The following is an 18,408-nucleotide window of genomic DNA, read 5'->3' on the forward strand; positions in this document are numbered from 1 at the left end:
TTACAGGTTACAGGTTACAAGTTACAGGTTACAGGTTACAGGTTACAGGGAATAGGTTACAGGGAATAGGTTACAGGGAATAGGTTACAGGGAAAAATTAATCAACCTTTGCCTTTTCCCACTGACAACTGACAACCGACAACCGACAACTCCATCCAGAAATATATTTTTATTGCCTGTAAAGTGGTAAAATACCAGATTGTGACTTTTTATGAAAATCCGGTAAAAGGAGAAAGATATGCAAAGGACATTGGGAGGCACTTGCCGCAAGAGAAAAAGAACCTCTGGATTTAGGGCAAGAATGCGGACACCAGACGGCAGAAATGTGATTAGTGCCAGAAGAAGAAAAGGAAGGCACCGGTTGAGCGTGTAAGGTAAATTCAGCAATAATAACCGCTGTGGCTTTACCTAAAGCATATCGTCTCAAATCCCGTCAGGATTTTCAGGCGGTTTTCCGGGAAGGAATTCGGCGACATAGTTCTCATTTTACACTGAGGGCTTTAAAACCTTCTTGGGATACTGCCCCTCCTGCCACGAAAATTGGTATTGCTATTAGTACAAAAGTTAGTAAACGCGCCGTTGTTCGCAACAAAATCAAAAGACAAATTACAGCAGCATTATATGAATTGTTGCCGAAATTAGTCCCAGGATGGCGGTTAGTATTAATTGTCAAACCAATAACAGCAGAATCTGAACCCCAAACCCATAAATTTCTGCGAGAATTAGAGGAGTTATTGGCACAAACTGAGGTACTCAATGGGCATTCGTGAAGAAGTTTATTATGAGGGCGGTCCCCACATTGGGGATTTGATTCTTAACCTACTCATTGGGCTGACAGTGGTAGGTATTCCTCTGGCTGTGGGAGCAATAGTCAGGGCTATATGGTTACGGTTTCGCATTACAGACCGTAGGATTTGTGTAACTGGTGGTTGGATGGGACGCGATCGCTCTGATGTTATTTACTCAGAAATTGTGAAAGTTGTCAAAGTTCCCCGCGCCATCGGCCTATGGGGAGATATGGCAATTACCCTCAAGAATGGTACTCTAATCGAAATGCGGGCTATTCCTAACTTCCGGGAAGTATACGACTACGTTAACGAAAAAGTTGCAGCTAAAAATCCCCAATATAGCAGCGGTAAATAAGTCATTCGTGCTGAGTTTCACCCCTTTGTATACTTAGCACGAGTTCTACAAAATGATTTTATCATGTACGGCTATCCCTAGCTTTCCCAGCGCGGAATAGTCGCAGCAATGCTTAACAAAAACCTCTACAATATAGAGCAAAAGCTTGGGAGAAAACCGCCTCTATTTAACTTTATTTAGAGGATAGGATTAACCAAGCATCCCACTCCTGCGCGGGGTGGGAGTGTCAAAGTACCGCAGGTTCAATTCAGAATAATGGATTTTGGTATCGGGTTTCTCTCGAACAACGTGATGTTGCCCATCATAGACCTTTTCTATGGTGTTTTCCCTAGTTATGGCTTGGCAATAGTAGCCTTAACATTGATTATCCGCTTTGCACTCTATCCCCTGAGTGCCGGTTCCATTCGCAGTATGCGACGAATGCGAGTTGTGCAGCCCGTGATGCAAAAGCGTATGGCAGAAATCAAAGAACGCTATAAAGATGATCAGCAAAAGCAACAAGAGGAAATGCTCAAGGTCCAAAGTGAATTTGGTAATCCCTTAGCAGGATGTTTACCTCTATTGTTGCAGATGCCAGTATTATTAGCATTGTTTGCCACTTTGCGAGGTTCACCTTTTTCTGGTGTTAACTACTCCGTTAACCTGCAAATCTTCCCTCAAGAACAAATTGAGCGCATTCAACCCCAAGCATTTGCTACTCCCCCACAAAATATCTACATTGCTGATGGTGAACATATTCCCATTTCTGCTATCTTACCGGGGGGTGATAAGTTAACAGTGGGAGAAAAAACTAAGATTCAGTATCAAACCGTAGAAGGTAAACCATTTGATTTACTCTTAAAGGAACATCCAGAATCTCAGTTAACACCTACCTGGAAAGTCACCAAAGGCGCGGAAAGGGTGAAAATTGATGCCGAAGGCAATATAGAGGCTCTAGAACCCGGAGACGTGACCATTCAAGCCACAATTCCCGGACTAGCAGCAGACAAAGGATTTCTCTTTATTGATGCTTTAGGTAGAGTGGGCGCTATTGATCCCGATAATACAGTCCATTGGGATATTGTGGCCATGATTGTCTTCTTTGGTATCAGTCTTTATGTCAGCCAAATGCTGTCTGGACAAAATTCCAGCGGTGGCAACCCTCAACAAGATACAGTCAATAAAATTACTCCTGTGATCTTTTCTGGAATGTTCTTATTTTTTCCCCTACCGGCTGGGGTACTTATGTATATGGTAATTGGTAATGTTTTCCAAACTATCCAAACCTATATCCTCTCCCGTGAACCTTTACCAGAAGAAATCCAAAAAATCGTAGACTTACAGGCAAAAGAAGCACAAACTATTGAAGTAAAAGCGTTGCCATTTGAACCCAAAAGTTCTAAGAAAAAGGCTAATGGTTGATTATGAGCGACATTTTTATGCAAAATAGTGAACAATGGTTACAAAATTTGCTACTTCTCATGGGTTTATCTACTCAAGTACGGGCTAATTTAGAAACTACCCAAGCTTCTGAGCAAGATACACCAACAGGAGAAAACTATTGGTTGACAATAGATCAAACCAATTTAACATCAGAACAAATTCGGGTTTTAATTGGTGCTGGTGGTTCGGTGCTAGATAGCATTCAGTATCTCGCAAATTCCGTTCTTAATTTGAACCAACCAGAAGACAATCATACCGCTTACACTGTGGAATTAAATGGTTATCGTGTGAGACGAGAAGCCGAAATCCGCACTTTAGCAGAAAACGCTGCCGCAGAAGTCCGCTTTTCAGGCCGAGAAGTAGAACTTCAATCTCTCAGCGCTACTGAACGCCGCCAAATTCACACATTATTACAGGATTGTCCTGATTTAGAAACCTTCAGCCGTGGTAAAGAACCTCACCGTCATTTAGTTGTTCGTCAAGCAGTTACACCATAATTAGGTAGTAGGGAACAGGGAACAGGGAACAGGGAACAGGGAACAGGGAACAGACAAGAATATTACCAATTACCAATTACCAATTACCCATTACCAATTACCCATTACCCATTACCAATTACCAATTACCCATTACCTATTACCTATTACCCATACTCAATTTTCAGGGTATTTCACAAATCCTATGGACGCTATTTTTATTCCGCAGCTAAGTAAAGCCCCGGAGCGGACAGAGGAAATTCAAGTTCAAGAGTTTCTGCCTGGATTGGAAACATTAACACCCGTGCGGGGAATTATCCAAGTTAAACATCAGGGTAATTATTTAGAAGTTTCATCTCAGGCAGAAACAATTATTACTTGTACCTGCAACCGCTGTTTGCAGCAGTATAACCATCGTCTGGTTCTTGATACTCAGGAAGTCATTTGGTTAGATGAAAACGCTAATCAAACGGAAGATTTTCCTTTAGAAATGGAAGTTGCTGTAGAGGATTTACTGGAAACTTTAGCACCTGATGGTCACTTTGATCCCGGTGAATGGCTTTATCAGCAGATGTGTTTAGCATTACCTCAGCGTCAATTATGTGACCTTAATTGTCCGGGTATTTTGAATACTGCTGTTTCTGAACCACCTACGGATAGCCGTTGGGCTTCATTAAATGCTTTGAAAAAACAACTTCCAGATAATTAGTAAATTTACTGTTTGGTGCGTTATGGTTTAATTCTTTATGGCTCGGTAAAATCCGTGAACACTCTCTCAAACTCCTCAAGGATTTTTTATCTTTGTGGAGTTTTTAATTACGGAAAAATGAACCACGAAGAAGCGAAGAGCGCGAAGGGAAGAGGGTTTTACAGAGATTTTTCGTAAGTCCTGGACTATTGACATTGAACTCTCATTTTGAAAGAATATGTTTATTCTTAGAAAAGCCTGCCAGCAAATTTATGAACAGCAATTTTGACAATAAAACTTATAGTCAATTACTAGCTGAAATCGCTCCTCAAGTAATTGAAACAGAGGAAGAGTATGAGCGTCTTTTAAAAGTTGCAGAATATCTAACTTTTAAAAAAAATCGTAGTCATGAGGAGCGAGCTTTAGATAAATTGATTGTCAGACTAATTGAAGATTATGAGGAAGAAAATTATCCAATGGATGAATCTACACCTCATGAAATATTGCTACATATCATGGAATCTAGCGGCATTCGTCAAGCTGACTTAGTAAGCATTCTAGGTTCTAGCAGCGGTGTAGTTTCAGAGGTTGTCAACGGTAAACGTTCAATTAGTAAAGCACAAGCAAAAGCCTTGGGAGAATATTTTAAAGTTTCTCCTAGTTTATTTATTTAGAATTGGATTTTCTTGATTTTTATTGATGTTTTTTTGTCTGAATCAGATATGGCTACGCGACGCTACACCATCATACAAATTGATTAATTCTTTGCCAAACACTTTCCAATAAATTAGAATTATTCATATCAAAATATTCAAGATTAGGAGATTGTCTAAACCAAGTCCGTTGACGTTTTGCAAATTTTCTGGTATGTAAAATAATTAATTCTTTGGCTGCATCTAAAGAAGTTTCACCAGCTAAATATTGTTTTATTTCTTGATATCCTAAAGTATTTAATAAAGATAAATCAACCCCATATTTTTGACAAAGATATTCAACTTCATCAACTAAACCATCTGTTATCATTTGTTCAGTTCGTTTACTAATCCTCACATCTAAATGTTCTGCATCAGCATCTAAACAAATTTGTAAAATTGGATAATCTGGTGGATTTTCTCCTTGTTGTTCAGAAATAGGAATACCAGTTGTATAATAAACTTCCAAAGCTCTTAAAGTCCTGACCAAATCGTTAGCGTGAATTTTTTGGGCAGCAATGGGGTCAATTTGTTGTAACATGGGATAGAGTTGGATTTGTCCCAAAGATTCTAATTGCGATCGCAATTCCGGCTGTGGTGCAACTCTGGGAATTTTCATTCCTTGAACAATGGAACGAATATATAAACCTGTTCCACCCACTAACAACAGTGTTTCAACTCCCAAACCAGCAATTAAAGCCTGTGCTTGTTGTTGATAATCTGCTAATGTCATGATTTGAGTTGGTTCACAAATATCTATTAAGTAATGAGAAACTAATTTTTTTTCAACTAGATTTGGCTTGGCTGTACCAATATCAAACTCACGATATATTTGACGAGAATCAGCACTCAGGATTACAGAATTTAATCTTTGTGCTAAACTCAAGGCTAAACTAGATTTACCCGTGGCCGTAGCCCCACAAATTACAATTAATTTAGTCATTAGTCATTGGTTAGGTGTTCGTTGTCACTGGTCAGTAGGAAGAAAAACGCAAAATCAGAAATTTTCTCCCCAATTATCATCAGGGTTACAACCCTTATGTAAACTTCTCATAAAATTGCGCTACAGACGGCAGGAAGGCTTTTATGTTATAATGTTGGGGTGATTTGACTTTTTTCGCATTTTAGCAATTTTAACCCCAAGCATCAGGAGAATTTTCATGACGAGCAGTTACAGCGCCGATCAGATTCAGGTTCTGGAAGGTCTGGAAGCCGTCCGCAAACGACCAGGGATGTACATCGGTACTACGGGTCCGCGAGGACTTCACCATTTAGTTTACGAGGTAGTTGACAACTCTGTAGATGAAGCTTTGGCGGGTTACTGTACCCATGTTGAAGTGGATATCAATGCTGATGGTTCTGTGACGGTGACAGATGATGGTCGGGGTATTCCTACGGATATTCACCCAAAAACAGGGAAATCAGCTTTAGAAACTGTGTTAACTGTTCTCCACGCAGGTGGTAAGTTCGGTGGCGGTGGCTACAAAGTATCTGGCGGTTTACACGGTGTGGGAATCTCTGTGGTGAACGCTTTATCTGAGTTTGTAGAAGTCACGGTTTGGCGTGATCACAAGATACATACTCAACGATATGAACGCAGTTTCCCCGTTACTGAATTGGTAGCAAAGCCTTACAAAGAAGATCGAACGGGAACTTCTATCACCTTTAAGCCAGATACACAAATTTTTACTACTAGCATAGAATTTGATTACATTACTTTATCTGGACGCTTACGTGAGTTGGCGTACCTCAATGCCGGTGTAAAAATTACTTTTACAGATCATCGCTTAGAAATTATTAAAAGCGATACCCCTAAAATAGAAACCTACGAGTACAGAGGTGGTATTAAGGAATATATCGCCTACATGAATCGTGATAAGCAGCCTCTCCATGAAGAAATTATCTATGTTCAAGGGGAACGCAACAATGTCCAGGTAGAAGTGTCTTTACAATGGTGTACTGATGCTTATACGGATAATGTGCTGGGTTTTGCTAATAATATTCGCACTATTGATGGTGGTACGCACTTAGAAGGTTTAAAGGCAGTTTTAACTCGGACATTAAATGCTACCGCTCGCAAACGCAATAAAATTAAAGAGAATGAATCTAATCTCAGTGGTGAACACGTCCGCGAAGGTTTAACTGCTGTTATTTCTGTGAAAGTCCCTGATCCTGAATTTGAAGGACAAACTAAAACTAAACTGGGAAATACGGAAGTTCGCGGTATTGTTGATTCTTTTGTCGGTGAAGTCCTCACGGAGTATCTCGATTTTCACCCCGCTATAGCTGATGCTATTCTCGATAAAGCTATCCAAGCGTTTAAAGCTGCTGAAGCTGCTCGACACGCACGGGAATTAGTTCGGCGGAAATCAGTATTAGAATCTTCCCCTCTACCTGGTAAGTTAGCAGATTGTAGCTCTCGTGATCCGGCTGAATCTGAAATATACATTGTGGAAGGGGATTCAGCGGGTGGAAGTGCGAAACAAGGACGCGATCGCCGCACCCAAGCAATTCTCCCTTTGCGTGGTAAAATTCTCAATATCGAAAAAACTGATGATGCCAAAATCTATAAAAATAATGAAATTCAAGCCTTAATTACCGCACTGGGTTTAGGAGTTAAAGGTGAAGAATTTAACTCCTCACAATTACGATATCATCATGTAGTATTAATGACTGATGCTGACGTAGATGGGGCGCACATCCGCACTCTGTTATTAACTTTCTTTTACCGCTATCAACGGGCTTTAATTGAACAAGGCTTCATTTACATTGCTTGCCCGCCACTGTATAAAGTAGAACGAGGCAAAAATTACCAATATTGTTACAGCGAACGGGAATTACAACAGCATCTAGATACTCTACCTAGTAATGCTAATTATACCATTCAGCGGTTTAAAGGGTTGGGGGAAATGATGCCTGAACAACTGTGGACAACCACCATGAACCCAGAAACCCGCACCCTCAAACGAGTGGAAATTGAAGACGCAGCCGAAGCAGATCGAATTTTTACCATTTTAATGGGCGATCGGGTCGCGCCTAGACGGGAATTTATTGAGACTTATGGATCTAAACTGAATATGACAGATTTAGACATTTAAGGAATGGAAACAGAGGTAATGGGTAATTACCCCTGTTCCCTAAAATTTTTCTCGAAAAATTATAAATTTTCCCCACAAAGGCATAAAGCATTTGCTATGCTTAGATAGCTTGACTAGATATTATTATCTACAAAGCAAAAATTGATAACTATACACAAGAGTTTTACCGAGAGATGACAGCCACTTGCTTAAAATCAGAAGTATTCACAAGGATAATTAACATACCTGAAATTACCTAAAAATAGCATTAGGCAACTTTAGTAACAATATTATGTATCATCTGATTAAAATATCGTTGTATACAATAAGAACAGTTTGTCAAGTTGCACAGGGTAGAAATCTCAACTCTGCGCTAATGTGTGAATAAGGCTGAATTGAGTCAAATCTCAGTTCATCTCTCGCGGTGCTAAAATACCCGACAATCTTAACTCCTTAGTTTAGGTTTTTGGTATAGCACATACAGAGGTTAGCGCCTGGAAACAAACAGCAGTCATTAACAGACGGTGGTACAATTAGTTTAAATAAAACTAATGCCTGCTGTAAACAGTTACCCGCAGTCGGGTGAAGTTGAAGCAGGACAGAACAAATTGTTGATATCAGAACAATTTGCATAGGTTTTATAGAGCAACAATTGCTCCTACCTTTTAATTTAATGAAAATGCCACTGTCAAACCAACAAGTTTTCGATAAGATTAATGGTGTTACCACCATTTTTAATGTCTTTTTGATAAAGGTAGCTTGATCTGACTTCCAGGAGTTCATAAATAATGCACAAAAAAAGCGCATTTTCTGTGAAACAGGCTACAATCAAAACGGTATTTACAGTTAAATCTACCAAAGGTCATACAATTGTTCCGCATCAGGAAGCTTTTTGAAGAAAGATGAACCTAGTTTGATAGATTCAGTTAATCGAAAGTGATATCTAGCGTCGTCATGTATGACCATTGGGAAAGTGAGCAAGTCACATTATAAATGACATTGCCACAGCAAAAACCTGATTAAAACAGGGAAAACAACACCGAAAATATTTAAGGTTAAACAGCCAAAACCTAATTTTCGGTTCAGAGATTACTTGAAGCCAAAAGTAATCAAAATGTCTTGAGTAACTGATTCTGCAAGGAGTATGAGGAACGCGGCATGAACCAGGCTAACAACGTACTCGATAATATTTATCAGCCTGACCTAGAAATGATAAATCCGCCTGAGATCGAATTACAAGAACTCTCAATAGAAATAGAAGAAGAGGACTTATTGCTGGCTGATGATGGCGAAATTGATGATTTTTTAGATCCTCAGTCTGATGAGGACGACACCAAGTCTGGAAAAGCCGCTAAATCGCGTCCTCGGGCACAAACCAAGAAAAAGCAATACACCGAAGATTCCATTCGTCTGTACTTGCAAGAAATTGGCCGGATTCGTCTATTACGCGCAGATGAAGAAATTGAACTGGCGCGAAAAATAGCGGAACTACTGGTGCTAGAAGATGCTTACAAGAGTTTGTATGAAAAACTAGAACGGATACCAGAACCAGAAGAATGGGCAGGAGAAGTAAAATTATCATTACCAGCCCTGCGCTCTAGACTCCACATAGGGAGAAGGGCTAAGGAGAAAATGGTACAATCGAACCTGCGACTGGTGGTTTCCATTGCCAAGAAATACATGAACCGTGGCTTGTCCTTCCAAGACTTGATTCAAGAAGGTAGTTTGGGGTTGATTCGTGCGGCTGAAAAGTTTGATCACGAAAAAGGCTATAAGTTTTCTACCTACGCTACATGGTGGATACGTCAAGCAATTACAAGGGCGATCGCCGACCAGTCCCGCACTATCCGTCTACCGGTTCATCTCTACGAAACCATTTCCCGGATTAAGAAGACTACCAAACTCCTGTCTCAAGAAATGGGACGCAAACCCACGGAGGAAGAAATTGCCACTCGCATGGAAATGACCATCGAAAAACTGCGGTTTATTGCCAAATCTGCCCAGTTACCAATTTCTTTGGAAACACCCATAGGTAAAGAAGAAGACTCTCGTTTAGGTGATTTTATTGAGTCAGAAGGTGAAACCCCAGAAGACCAAGTTTCTAAAAACTTGCTGCGGGAAGACCTAGAAAAAGTCCTAGATAGTCTTGGACCTCGTGAACGGGACGTTCTCCGATTACGCTATGGTTTAGACGATGGCCGCATGAAAACCCTAGAAGAAATCGGCCAGATTTTTAACGTCACCCGCGAACGTATTCGCCAAATCGAAGCCAAAGCACTCCGTAAATTACGTCACCCTAATCGTAACAGCGTACTAAAAGAGTATATTCGTTAATGAGTAGGGGGGGTTTAACTGATTAACCTCTTAAACCCACCCCTACTATTAACTACATCTTACCTTGCTGCATCACCTCTTGGAGATGCTGGCGGATTTCGTGTGCTTGTTCAATTTCTGACTGGCGCAATTTTTGGAACAATTCTACACAAGGGGTGGAATTAGCCTCTTTTGCGTCTTTGATATAATTTTCATAAGCTTGAACTGCTACTGCTTTATTATGCAGTACACTGATAAAATCATACTCTAAGTTACTAATGGGTTCTTGAGTTTTGGTTTTACTCATTTTTTTACTCCGTTAGTTGTTTAATTAATTTCTACTTATTCCTCCAGAATTATTCATCTGTCTAAAAGCTGATAATTTTCCCGACTGAATCGCTTGTAATCCTTGATTTAAAAAAAGGGTTTCGCGGATTTTTACCACAAAAAAGTGCAAGGTTTTGGCTAATGGTGTCTCAAAATAAGTGCATTTTTCTTTGTCGGATTTGGAAAATTGAGGATATCCAGCAGTTAAAACTGTTCCCAGTTAAGAGTTCCCTGTTCCCTGCTTTCACAGACAACTTTTATGGCTACGCCACGCAGGCTATCAGCAAGCCCTACTTAGTTGATCATTGTATTGCTTTTTCCCAATTACCAATTACCCATTACCAGCCTCAACAGATATGATAAGTGTTCAACTGGACATGACATCATTCAGTTTAAAAGGATTTGTAAACTTTACACCCTCAACAGTTGCACCTGATGGAAAATCTTCACTGTAAATTTCTTCAATTTGATTAAGTCTTGCTGTTGCCCAAATTTGCGCGTCCCAAAAACTAAAGTTATGGGTTTCTACACCACGAATAGCTTCTAGGGAGATTAATTTTGTCATATTAACAATATGGCAAATGGCTAAGTAGTTACGCATTCGCATCAGTGCCTCAGCGGGAGTTAAAAGTGATCTTCTGGTCCGGGTTGTAGCCATAAAAAACTCCCCTATCACCTGGGTACTAATTACTGCCTTTCCAGAACGAATTAACCTATCAACAACTTCGATCGCTTGTTCCTGTTTTGCGGTATCTAATGGATCGTAGATGTACACAAGAATGTTTGTATCAATAAAAACTCTACCGTTCATAAAGGTCTTCCCGCTTCCAGTCCCTACCTCCAGCTTGAACAGGTCGAGTTTTGATTTGTGCAATAAATTCCCTTTCGGCTTCCCACAGTAAGATATCAGTTTGGGGGACAGTTATTTCCCCAAGATGAAGGTCAATGGCTTGACGGATAATCTCGGCTTCACTTACACCTGTTTGTTGTGCAATCTCTTTTAGTAGATGTTCTTGACGTGCTTGGATGTAAATCTGTTTGCGAATTTTGGTTGACACAATTTAGAAGTATATTTAATGTATACATTACATTGTACATTATTTCTGAACAAATAGTAAAAATTGCGAGTTTTCAAGCAACTGAATTAATATTTATCATCATTACCAAAAGACACACAAGGACTATCAATTTCTACCGCTGGAGTAAATGAACTACAAAAATTTACGGTAGCACAATTAACATCTAACTCATCAGGGTGAGTACACTGTGATTTAACATAAAAAGCACAGTCTTGACAAATAGTTTTATATAACATTGGCTGCAAGTCAATGACGGGACTCCATGGTTAATAATCCTCAAGTTGAGATAAAACCCACTACTTTGTATATTTTGTAGTGGGCGATCGCAGTAATAAACAATGTCCTTCTTATTATCTGTTATTTTCGTAACAAAATTCATTCCAGAATGGAATTATTGCATGATTATCTTGTATTTATCGTCATTTGACTACAAATCAGCAGTTAAAAACCCAGACCTTACTATCTTATGTTGTCTTTATTAGTTTATTGATTTAAGCTATTTTTAGTACGTAAAATAAATAGCCTACATAAATAATTGGCTTTTATCCCATACCTGACATTAAATAAGCGTGAGTGCAAAACGTCTGCCAGAAACTACCGCCCATGTTAGAATTATTCGCCAATCTTGGCAACAGGGCTTTCTTGAAGGTGAAGTCAGCGCTGGTAATTTTCAATGGCATTTCCAGTGGCATTTTCGTCGGGGGGAACTTTCTGTAAAGCCTTCCCAAGGTCGTGCTTTAATTAAAGAACCTCTAGGACGGTTTTTAGAACAACAAGATTATCAATTAGAACCTGGGGGAGATTATGCTTTCACAATTCGGGCTGAACTTTAAATTATTAGTTAGTTAGTCGGTTTAAGTATCTTTCAATCAGAAGGACTGCCACAATATCATCTATTGCCCTGGGAGGTTGACGCATTCCTTTGGGTAATAGTTTAATTATACCCTGGGGTGGATACATCTGCCAATAGCGATCGCGTGCTTCTAAGGTAGAATAACGTTCATCAACTAAAATAATATTTGTCGGTTTACTTAATTCTTGATTAAGTTGCTGTTTCCACTTTTTAGCTGTTGTTTGATCTCCCATCACTATTAACGATACAGGAAATTTTTGTAATTGTACTTCAATATTAGCGATCGCCTCTTCTGCTAATATCACTTGATGATAATACAGTTGTCTATCTAATCCCATTACCGCAATACCACATTTATCACGACCAGGATCAAATCCTAAAACTACAGGTTGTATGTTAGTCATTGGATACATTATTTTTAATTCTTTGTTATTATCATTTGTTATTGTAAGTCAATCATTTGTTATTGTAAGTCAATCATTTGTTATTGTAAGTTAATCATTTATTATTGTAAGTCAATCATTTGTTATTGTAAATTAATTTAGTAATTGTGTCAATTTCTGCTTTGTTATTAGTTTATGTTAAATTGATTTTTGATTGTTCACGTAGTGAAAAGAATTTGTCCATTTAATAAAGCCACTAATTTTATTCTTAATGGACCAATAGTATAAGTATCCTCTGCGGCTACGGCTTTAACTTCTATCTCTTGCTCTGTTTGCTGTAATTGAGTAACAAAGCGAATAAAAGTCCCTTCTACTTCTACAGCTTCAACAATTCCCGCATTTCGAGCGCGAAATTGAGAAGCAGAAACTAGTAAATCTAGACGTTGACGCAGTTGGTCAGATGTCATATTAATTAAATCGGCTGTAGTTGTAGCCAGTACCTCACCTGATGAAAACACTAGTTGATTTCGGGCTGCATCTGCAAAAAATTCGATTTGCTTTTCACCTCTAACGTAATTACCTGCTGAAAAGATTCGTACTACATATTCTCGACCATCTTTAATTTGTGCAATTAATTGATCAACTTGATTTTTAGTAACACGCAGTATTTCTGTATTTGTAGATTTAGCGCCAGGTTCAGTTAATTGAATATTGGCATTGCGGTTAGCTTCTTGTAAAATTTGGATAATTGCCTGAGTTGCCATAATAGGTTTATCAACAGTAATTAACCCTGCCACTATCACTTGACCCCTAACTAAACCTAATTTACCCAACCGGAGATCACGGTAAGACTGATAATATTTTTCTAATCTAGCTACTTCTTGTTCTAAAAATTTTTGTTGTTTTTCCAATTCTTGTAAACGAGATTCTCTTGTCAGAATAATTTCTTCTCGTTGTTTAATTTGTAGATTGCGGTTTTGAATCAGCTTATCTAATTTAGTAATTTTGCGATCGCGTTTTTCAATAGCCGTCTTTGCCTCATCAATAGCTTGCTTACTTTGAGCATACAATCTTTCCCGTTCTGACTTTAATTCTTGCACTGCACTTTGTAATGTCAGACGCTGATTGTAAAGAGTTTGTAATTCAGTTTTAGCTTGTTGATATTGAACCACAATTCCACCGAGACGAGATTGAGTTTCATAAAGTCGTACTTGAGTTTTAGCCTGTTGGTTAAGAGTACGATTCAATTGAGATTGTGTAGCTTTTTGTTTAGTATTTGCCGCTCGCAAATATTTATTGATAGTTTGTAATTCTTGTTGTACCTGACTTCGTTCTTGTCTGCTTTGATTTAACTCACGTTCTACCTGACCTTTTTGAGTTTCTGCGGTTTTTAGTTGTTCCCGCTTTTGTCCCAAATCCCTTTGAATATCCTCCAACTCAAATAAACCCTTTCGTAATCCTTCATCAGCAGCAAATAGAATTGCTAAAGTGGTGGCAGAAATCAGACCACCCGTAAAAATAGTCACAATTACAGCCGTTTTTTTGGGACGCAAATTGAAGAGTGAGAGACGTGCCTTACCAACCCGTGTGCCGATGCGATCGCCCACGGTGGCAATTACGCCTCCCAGGATAAGAATTGCTACAATTAGGATGTAACCAGTGGTCATTGTTAGCTAGTGAAATACTGACCAATCTAGCCTACTACGTTCAACCATTGTCTGTGGATAAATAATCAATTTGTGGGGGTAATTTTGGAATTGGTTGCCCCTAATATCTGAAAATCCGTACCAATTCCATTACCTGACCAAAAAATCTTAGATTTTAGATTTTAGATTTTAGATTGGGAATTTTCGGTACAAGTAGGGGTCAACGGCCGTTGCCCCCTACAATTTCAGTTGCCCCCTACAATTTCAGGGCAGAACTAATCCAATGTTTCACCAATCTAAAATCCTCAAGCTCCACACTTTAGGGTAGAGTCAATCCAAAATCGTCAATCCAAAATCCAAAATTTATTGACCTGACCCCATAAATTATAAATTTTAAGTAAATTGCTTACTTAAAGCGACAGGTTTATGCACAGTAATCTTCTTTTTATGAATGGAAATCATTTTTTTCTCGCGTAAATCTCCCAAAAGTCTAGTCACAGTAACGCGAGTCGAACCAATTGCTTCAGCGATCGCCTGATGTGATAACTTCAGATCAATGGTAATACCATCAGCAGAAGGAACGCCAAAATCACGGCAAAGAATCAGTAAAAAACTAATTAACCGTGAACCCATGTCCCGGTGAGCCAGAGTTTCAATCATCATCTCCGTCTGGAGAATCCGCGAAGACAGCCCTCGCAGCATTAACATTGATAATTCTGGATTTTCCTTGAGTGACTGCTCCACTTGTTCAATTGGCGCTGAAAGCAATTCTACAGTGGTAAATGCCACTGCATGATAGAATCGATCAGACTTATTCCCCGTCAATAGAGACAGCACGCCAAAAACGCTATTTTCCCTCAGCAGAGCCACCGTTATTTCTTCTCCTGCCTCATACACCCTCGACAGTTTCACCGCACCCTTGAGAAGAAAATAAACTCGTTCAGCAGGATCTCCCGGAAAAAAGATCGTCTTATTGCGTTCAAACGTCTCGACAACCGGGGGAAAAGCCCCGGTGGCCATCTGACGAAAAACATTTGCTAGGGCTTTGTCTTGTGTCACGATCATCTCCCTTCCCCTACCCAATGCCAGAAAAACAAAAACTAATTACCTAAGAATACACCTGAAAAATCAATAAAGCACCGTTATTTTTTTTGTTTTTCCTATACCCAAATTCATATTTTCTAGTTCTTCGTTGATTATGATACATGATTTTGGTTCAGGTTAGCTAGTAATTATTGATAAGTAGTTCTGCTAGTTATCGTCTCCGGTTTTTGCCCCAAAGCTGGGAATTTTCTTGAGAAAATTTACAAATATGGTGATGATTTGCCAGGTACTTACTGCCTACTCTTTGCCAATTTTGGAAAATTTCTAGCCGCACAAAGTTAAACTAGGGTCAGATTCTAGTATGCTCCTAATGATGAATTATATTAGCAAAGTTTATGCTGAATCTGTCTGGAAAAAATGCCCTAGTTACAGGTATTGCCAATAACCGTTCTATCGCTTGGGGAATTGCCCAGCAACTGCACAAAGCGGGGGCTAATTTAGGTATTACCTATTTGCCTGATGACAAGGGTAAAATGGAAAAAAAAGTGGCTGAATTGGTAGAACCGCTCAACCCTAGTTTGTTTCTGCCCTGCAATGTCGAAAATGACGAGCAAATTCAATCTACTTTTGCAACTATCCGGCAAGAATGGGGAAAATTAGATATTCTAGTCCATTGTTTGGCTTTTGCCAAAAAGGAAGATTTGACCGGCGGTTTTAGCCAAACTTCCCGTTCTGGTTTCAATACGGCTTTAGAAGTTAGCACTTATTCTCTTGTACAGTTGAGCGGCGCTGCTAAACCTTTGATGACTGAAGGCGGAAGTATTATTACTCTTACATATTTGGGAGCAGTTAGAGCAATTCCTAATTATAATGTTATGGGTGTGGCTAAAGCAGGTCTAGAAGCCAGTGTTCGTTATTTAGCAGCCGAATTTGGTCCTGAAAATATTCGTGTTAATGGCATTTCGGCAGGTCCTATTCGCACCTTAGCATCCTCCGCAGTCGGTGGTATTCTAGATATGATTCATCACGTTGAGGAAGTAGCCCCGCTCCGTCGCACTGTCACTCAATTGGAAGTAGGTAATACAGCCGCTTTTTTGTGTAGTGATTTGGCAAGCGGTATTACTGGACAAATCCTGTATGTAGATGCAGGATATGAAATTATGGGAATGTAAGAACAGGCAACGAGCAGGGGCAGGGATAATATTTATTGCCCCTATTACCCATTACCTATTACCTATTACCTATTACCCATTACCCATTACCTATTACCTATTACCTATTACCTATTGCAACTGACAACCGACAAATGACAACTGACAACAAACAAACACCTCGTATAGCCTCACTTCACCGTACTACTGGTGAAACTAATATTTATGTGACTATCAACCTTGATGGCACAGGTATATGTAAAGTATCTACAGGTATTCCCTTTTTAGATCATATGCTCCATCAAATCGCCTCCCATGGGTTATTTGACCTCGATATTCAAGCTCAAGGTGATTGGGAAATTGATGATCATCACACTAATGAAGATGTGGGAATTACTCTAGGACAAGCCTTATTTCAAGCTTTGGGAAATAAAAAAGGAATTGTCCGTTTTGGTAATTTTACTGCTCCTTTAGATGAAGCCTTGGTACAAGTATCCTTAGATTTCTCCGGTAGACCTCATCTCAGTTATGGTTTAGTAATTCCTACTCAACGGGTGGGGACCTATGATACACAATTGGTGCGGGAGTTTTTTGTGGCCTTGGTAAATCATAGCCAAATGACCTTACATATTCGTCAATTAGATGGTATTAATTCCCATCATATTATTGAAGCTGCTTTTAAAGCCTTTGCTAGAGCTATGCGAGTAGCAGCGGAAATTGATCCACGTCGAGCAGAAACCATTCCTAGTTCCAAAGGTGTATTATAAAAATTCCCGACAGCGGTTAATATGTAGATAGTTCTCAATAGTCAGTAGTTGATAATTTCACGTCCATGAATTCTGTTGCAGACAACTCCAATGCTCGACAAAATCCCCTAGAGAAACAACCTGTAGTTCTGACTTGTGAATTACGAAAGGTATATCGCACGGGATTTTGGCTCAATCAAAAAGTTGTATCCCTCAAAAGCTGTTCTTTACAAGTGTATCCTGGAGAGACCTTTGGCTTGCTCGGTCCCAATGGTGCTGGTAAAACCACTTTGTTAAAATTGTTGTTGGGAATTATCCGCCCCACATCTGGAAGGGGATTATTATTAGGTCAACCCATAGGTGATGTTAAAGTTAAACAACATATTGGCTACCTCCCGGAAAATCCCTATTTATACGACTACCTCAGTGGTTGGGAATTTTTAGAGTTAGCAGCGGGTTTATTTCAAATTCCCCAAAAATTACAACGTCAACGTATTCCCCAATTACTGGAATTAGTCGGTTTATCCCAAGCTGATGCTCGTAAAAAGCAAATGCGGCGTTATTCTAAAGGTATGCTTCAGCGTGTGGGGATGGCACAAGCTTTAATTAATGATCCTGATTTGGTTTTCTTAGATGAACCTATGTCTGGACTTGATCCCCTGGGACGTTATCAAATGCGAGAAATTATTCTTTTTTTGAAAGCATCTGGTAAAACCATATTTTTTAATAGTCATTTGTTGAATGAAGTGGAAAAAATTTGCGACCGTGTGGCTATTCTTGCTCAAGGAGAATTAATCTGTTCCGGTTCTCTCAATCAACTTTTGGGTGAAAATAACACATATCATATTCAAGGCCAAGGAGGAGATAGAGAAATCTTGAAAAAATGGATAGCTAGTTTAGAATTTGGTGTGGATGGTTTTTGGCAAGGTACACTCGAAAAAGATGATGACGATTTTCTATCTAGTTTGGGTTTAATGGGAGGAAAAATCATCAGCATGAACCTATCACGTCAATCTCTAGAAGAGTTTTTCATTCAGCAAATTCAAAGCCGAAATCATGGACTTAATTGATTTAATCAGATTATCAACTATTGTAAATAAATTAGTGATTAAGATCACTAACATTGGCAAATATTCATGGATAAATCAACCCTAAGTCGTAATTTTATTTTTCACAAGACTGCTATATTAACAAGTTAATCTGTTGTAACACGGTAGATTTAAGGATGCTTTAAAAGTCTAAATTCATATTTATATTTATATTTATATTTGTATTTGTCGAAGACTTTTAAAATATCATCTGAGGCACAAGTGTTGAATCCTGCAATAAAACTTTACAATCTTTGCGTTTTACCCAGGTAAAACCCAT

21 protein-coding genes are annotated in these 18,408 nt (G+C 39.1%); 13 read left to right on the forward strand and 8 right to left on the reverse strand.

Annotated features, from left to right (window positions below; genetic code table 11):
- The first annotated feature begins 238 nt into the window (after positions 1-238).
- The 7 genes from rpmH (at position 239) to ACIR131C_RS0108235 (ending at position 4,403) form a co-directional block, all read left to right on the forward strand.
- Complete coding sequence (gene rpmH / locus ACIR131C_RS24390; protein WP_015209090.1) at positions 239-373, forward strand: 50S ribosomal protein L34; 135 nt, start codon at positions 239-241, stop codon at positions 371-373.
- Between the two features lie 25 nt (positions 374-398).
- A complete protein-coding gene (gene rnpA / locus ACIR131C_RS0108210) occupies positions 399-770 on the forward strand; it encodes a ribonuclease P protein component (RefSeq protein WP_028089801.1) in 372 nt (123 codons plus the stop codon).
- Positions 757-1,143 (forward strand): PH domain-containing protein, encoded by a 387-nt coding sequence (locus ACIR131C_RS0108215; RefSeq protein ID WP_028084490.1) that lies wholly within the window; start codon positions 757-759, stop codon positions 1,141-1,143. Before rnpA ends, ACIR131C_RS0108215 begins: the two co-directional genes overlap by 14 nt.
- Before the next feature lie 255 nt (positions 1,144-1,398).
- A complete protein-coding gene (gene yidC, locus ACIR131C_RS0108220) occupies positions 1,399-2,544 on the forward strand; it encodes a membrane protein insertase YidC (protein ID WP_028089802.1) in 1,146 nt (381 codons plus the stop codon).
- 2 nt (positions 2,545-2,546) lie between these two features.
- Positions 2,547-3,062, forward strand: coding sequence for a Jag family protein (locus ACIR131C_RS0108225; RefSeq protein WP_028089803.1), 516 nt, complete (start codon positions 2,547-2,549; stop codon positions 3,060-3,062).
- A gap of 184 nt (positions 3,063-3,246) precedes the next feature.
- Positions 3,247-3,750 (forward strand): YceD family protein, encoded by a 504-nt coding sequence (locus ACIR131C_RS0108230; RefSeq protein WP_028089804.1) that lies wholly within the window; start codon positions 3,247-3,249, stop codon positions 3,748-3,750.
- A gap of 251 nt (positions 3,751-4,001) precedes the next feature.
- A complete protein-coding gene (locus ACIR131C_RS0108235) occupies positions 4,002-4,403 on the forward strand; it encodes a helix-turn-helix domain-containing protein (protein WP_028089805.1) in 402 nt (133 codons plus the stop codon).
- Positions 4,404-4,473: 70 nt separating this feature from the next.
- Here the strand turns inward: ACIR131C_RS0108235 and miaA are convergent, their stop codons facing one another.
- Entirely contained in the window at positions 4,474-5,364 is an 891-nt protein-coding gene (gene miaA / locus ACIR131C_RS0108240) for a tRNA (adenosine(37)-N6)-dimethylallyltransferase MiaA (RefSeq protein ID WP_028089806.1), read from the reverse strand.
- 217 nt (positions 5,365-5,581) lie between these two features.
- Between miaA and gyrB the strand changes: the two genes are divergently transcribed.
- Together gyrB and rpoD are read left to right on the forward strand one after the other, a co-directional pair.
- Positions 5,582-7,519 carry a DNA topoisomerase (ATP-hydrolyzing) subunit B gene (gene gyrB, locus ACIR131C_RS0108245; RefSeq protein ID WP_028089807.1) on the forward strand — a complete coding sequence of 646 codons (1,938 nt, stop codon included), beginning with the start codon at positions 5,582-5,584 and terminating at the stop codon, positions 7,517-7,519.
- A 1,137-nt stretch (positions 7,520-8,656) separates the two neighbouring features.
- The gene (rpoD, locus tag ACIR131C_RS0108255) at positions 8,657-9,832 is read left to right on the forward strand and encodes an RNA polymerase sigma factor RpoD (RefSeq protein ID WP_028089808.1); all 1,176 of its coding nucleotides are present in this window, start codon (positions 8,657-8,659) and stop codon (positions 9,830-9,832) included.
- A 52-nt stretch (positions 9,833-9,884) separates the two neighbouring features.
- Here the strand turns inward: rpoD and ACIR131C_RS0108260 are convergent, their stop codons facing one another.
- The 4 genes from ACIR131C_RS0108260 to ACIR131C_RS26000 form a co-directional block, all read right to left on the reverse strand.
- Positions 9,885-10,118: a hypothetical protein gene (locus ACIR131C_RS0108260; protein ID WP_028084498.1), complete on the reverse strand. Its 234-nt coding sequence runs from the start codon at positions 10,116-10,118 to the stop codon at positions 9,885-9,887.
- A gap of 387 nt (positions 10,119-10,505) precedes the next feature.
- Positions 10,506-10,949, reverse strand: coding sequence for a PIN domain-containing protein (locus tag ACIR131C_RS0108265; RefSeq protein WP_028089809.1), 444 nt, complete (start codon positions 10,947-10,949; stop codon positions 10,506-10,508).
- Entirely contained in the window at positions 10,939-11,196 is a 258-nt protein-coding gene (locus ACIR131C_RS0108270) for a ribbon-helix-helix domain-containing protein (protein ID WP_028089810.1), read from the reverse strand. Before ACIR131C_RS0108270 ends, ACIR131C_RS0108265 begins: the two co-directional genes overlap by 11 nt.
- 86 nt (positions 11,197-11,282) lie before the next feature.
- Positions 11,283-11,453 carry a hypothetical protein gene (locus ACIR131C_RS26000; RefSeq protein ID WP_196811742.1) on the reverse strand — a complete coding sequence of 57 codons (171 nt, stop codon included), beginning with the start codon at positions 11,451-11,453 and terminating at the stop codon, positions 11,283-11,285.
- A gap of 333 nt (positions 11,454-11,786) precedes the next feature.
- On the opposite strand from ACIR131C_RS26000, the gene ACIR131C_RS0108280 reads away from it, so the two are divergent.
- Positions 11,787-12,050, forward strand: coding sequence for a DUF3146 family protein (locus ACIR131C_RS0108280; protein WP_028084500.1), 264 nt, complete (start codon positions 11,787-11,789; stop codon positions 12,048-12,050).
- Between the two features lie 4 nt (positions 12,051-12,054).
- On the opposite strand, the gene ACIR131C_RS0108285 is transcribed toward ACIR131C_RS0108280, so the two are convergent.
- From ACIR131C_RS0108285 to ntcA, 3 genes are all read right to left on the reverse strand, one after another.
- Positions 12,055-12,474 carry a pre-16S rRNA-processing nuclease YqgF gene (locus tag ACIR131C_RS0108285; RefSeq protein WP_028089812.1) on the reverse strand — a complete coding sequence of 140 codons (420 nt, stop codon included), beginning with the start codon at positions 12,472-12,474 and terminating at the stop codon, positions 12,055-12,057.
- 197 nt (positions 12,475-12,671) lie between these two features.
- The gene (locus ACIR131C_RS0108290; RefSeq protein WP_028089813.1) at positions 12,672-14,120 is read right to left on the reverse strand and encodes a DUF3084 domain-containing protein; all 1,449 of its coding nucleotides are present in this window, start codon (positions 14,118-14,120) and stop codon (positions 12,672-12,674) included.
- A gap of 372 nt (positions 14,121-14,492) precedes the next feature.
- Positions 14,493-15,164, reverse strand: a complete 672-nt coding sequence (gene ntcA / locus ACIR131C_RS0108295) for a global nitrogen regulator NtcA (protein WP_028084503.1) — start codon at positions 15,162-15,164, stop codon at positions 14,493-14,495.
- 374 nt (positions 15,165-15,538) lie between these two features.
- Between ntcA and fabI the strand changes: the two genes are divergently transcribed.
- The 3 genes from fabI (at position 15,539) to ACIR131C_RS0108310 (ending at position 18,110) form a co-directional block, all read left to right on the forward strand.
- The gene (gene fabI / locus ACIR131C_RS0108300) at positions 15,539-16,315 is read left to right on the forward strand and encodes an enoyl-ACP reductase FabI (RefSeq protein WP_028089814.1); all 777 of its coding nucleotides are present in this window, start codon (positions 15,539-15,541) and stop codon (positions 16,313-16,315) included.
- 134 nt (positions 16,316-16,449) lie between these two features.
- Positions 16,450-17,061 (forward strand): imidazoleglycerol-phosphate dehydratase HisB, encoded by a 612-nt coding sequence (gene hisB, locus ACIR131C_RS0108305; protein WP_028089815.1) that lies wholly within the window; start codon positions 16,450-16,452, stop codon positions 17,059-17,061.
- Between the two features lie 65 nt (positions 17,062-17,126).
- Complete coding sequence (locus ACIR131C_RS0108310) at positions 17,127-18,110, forward strand: ABC transporter ATP-binding protein (protein WP_028089816.1); 984 nt, start codon at positions 17,127-17,129, stop codon at positions 18,108-18,110.
- The last annotated feature ends 298 nt before the right edge of the window (positions 18,111-18,408 follow it).

Origin of the sequence: Dolichospermum circinale AWQC131C, from assembly GCF_000426905.1 — a bacterium.
In the GTDB taxonomy this organism is placed as follows: domain Bacteria; phylum Cyanobacteriota; class Cyanobacteriia; order Cyanobacteriales; family Nostocaceae; genus Dolichospermum; species Dolichospermum circinale.

Coding starts and splice junctions, on each gene's coding strand:
- rpmH (WP_015209090.1), top strand. CDS start 239: ATGCAAAGGACATTGGGAGGCACTTGCCGCAAGAGAAAAAGAACCTCT.
- ACIR131C_RS0108215 (WP_028084490.1), top strand. CDS start 757: ATGGGCATTCGTGAAGAAGTTTATTATGAGGGCGGTCCCCACATTGGG.
- yidC (WP_028089802.1), top strand. CDS start 1,399: ATGGATTTTGGTATCGGGTTTCTCTCGAACAACGTGATGTTGCCCATC.
- ACIR131C_RS0108225 (WP_028089803.1), top strand. CDS start 2,547: ATGAGCGACATTTTTATGCAAAATAGTGAACAATGGTTACAAAATTTG.
- ACIR131C_RS0108230 (WP_028089804.1), top strand. CDS start 3,247: ATGGACGCTATTTTTATTCCGCAGCTAAGTAAAGCCCCGGAGCGGACA.
- ACIR131C_RS0108235 (WP_028089805.1), top strand. CDS start 4,002: ATGAACAGCAATTTTGACAATAAAACTTATAGTCAATTACTAGCTGAA.
- miaA (WP_028089806.1), bottom strand. CDS start 5,364: ATGACTAAATTAATTGTAATTTGTGGGGCTACGGCCACGGGTAAATCT.
- gyrB (WP_028089807.1), top strand. CDS start 5,582: ATGACGAGCAGTTACAGCGCCGATCAGATTCAGGTTCTGGAAGGTCTG.
- rpoD (WP_028089808.1), top strand. CDS start 8,657: ATGAACCAGGCTAACAACGTACTCGATAATATTTATCAGCCTGACCTA.
- ACIR131C_RS0108260 (WP_028084498.1), bottom strand. CDS start 10,118: ATGAGTAAAACCAAAACTCAAGAACCCATTAGTAACTTAGAGTATGAT.
- ACIR131C_RS0108265 (WP_028089809.1), bottom strand. CDS start 10,949: ATGAACGGTAGAGTTTTTATTGATACAAACATTCTTGTGTACATCTAC.
- ACIR131C_RS26000 (WP_196811742.1), bottom strand. CDS start 11,453: ATGTTATATAAAACTATTTGTCAAGACTGTGCTTTTTATGTTAAATCA.
- ACIR131C_RS0108285 (WP_028089812.1), bottom strand. CDS start 12,474: ATGACTAACATACAACCTGTAGTTTTAGGATTTGATCCTGGTCGTGAT.
- ACIR131C_RS0108290 (WP_028089813.1), bottom strand. CDS start 14,120: ATGACCACTGGTTACATCCTAATTGTAGCAATTCTTATCCTGGGAGGC.
- ntcA (WP_028084503.1), bottom strand. CDS start 15,164: ATGATCGTGACACAAGACAAAGCCCTAGCAAATGTTTTTCGTCAGATG.
- fabI (WP_028089814.1), top strand. CDS start 15,539: ATGCTGAATCTGTCTGGAAAAAATGCCCTAGTTACAGGTATTGCCAAT.
- hisB (WP_028089815.1), top strand. CDS start 16,450: ATGACAACTGACAACAAACAAACACCTCGTATAGCCTCACTTCACCGT.
- ACIR131C_RS0108310 (WP_028089816.1), top strand. CDS start 17,127: ATGAATTCTGTTGCAGACAACTCCAATGCTCGACAAAATCCCCTAGAG.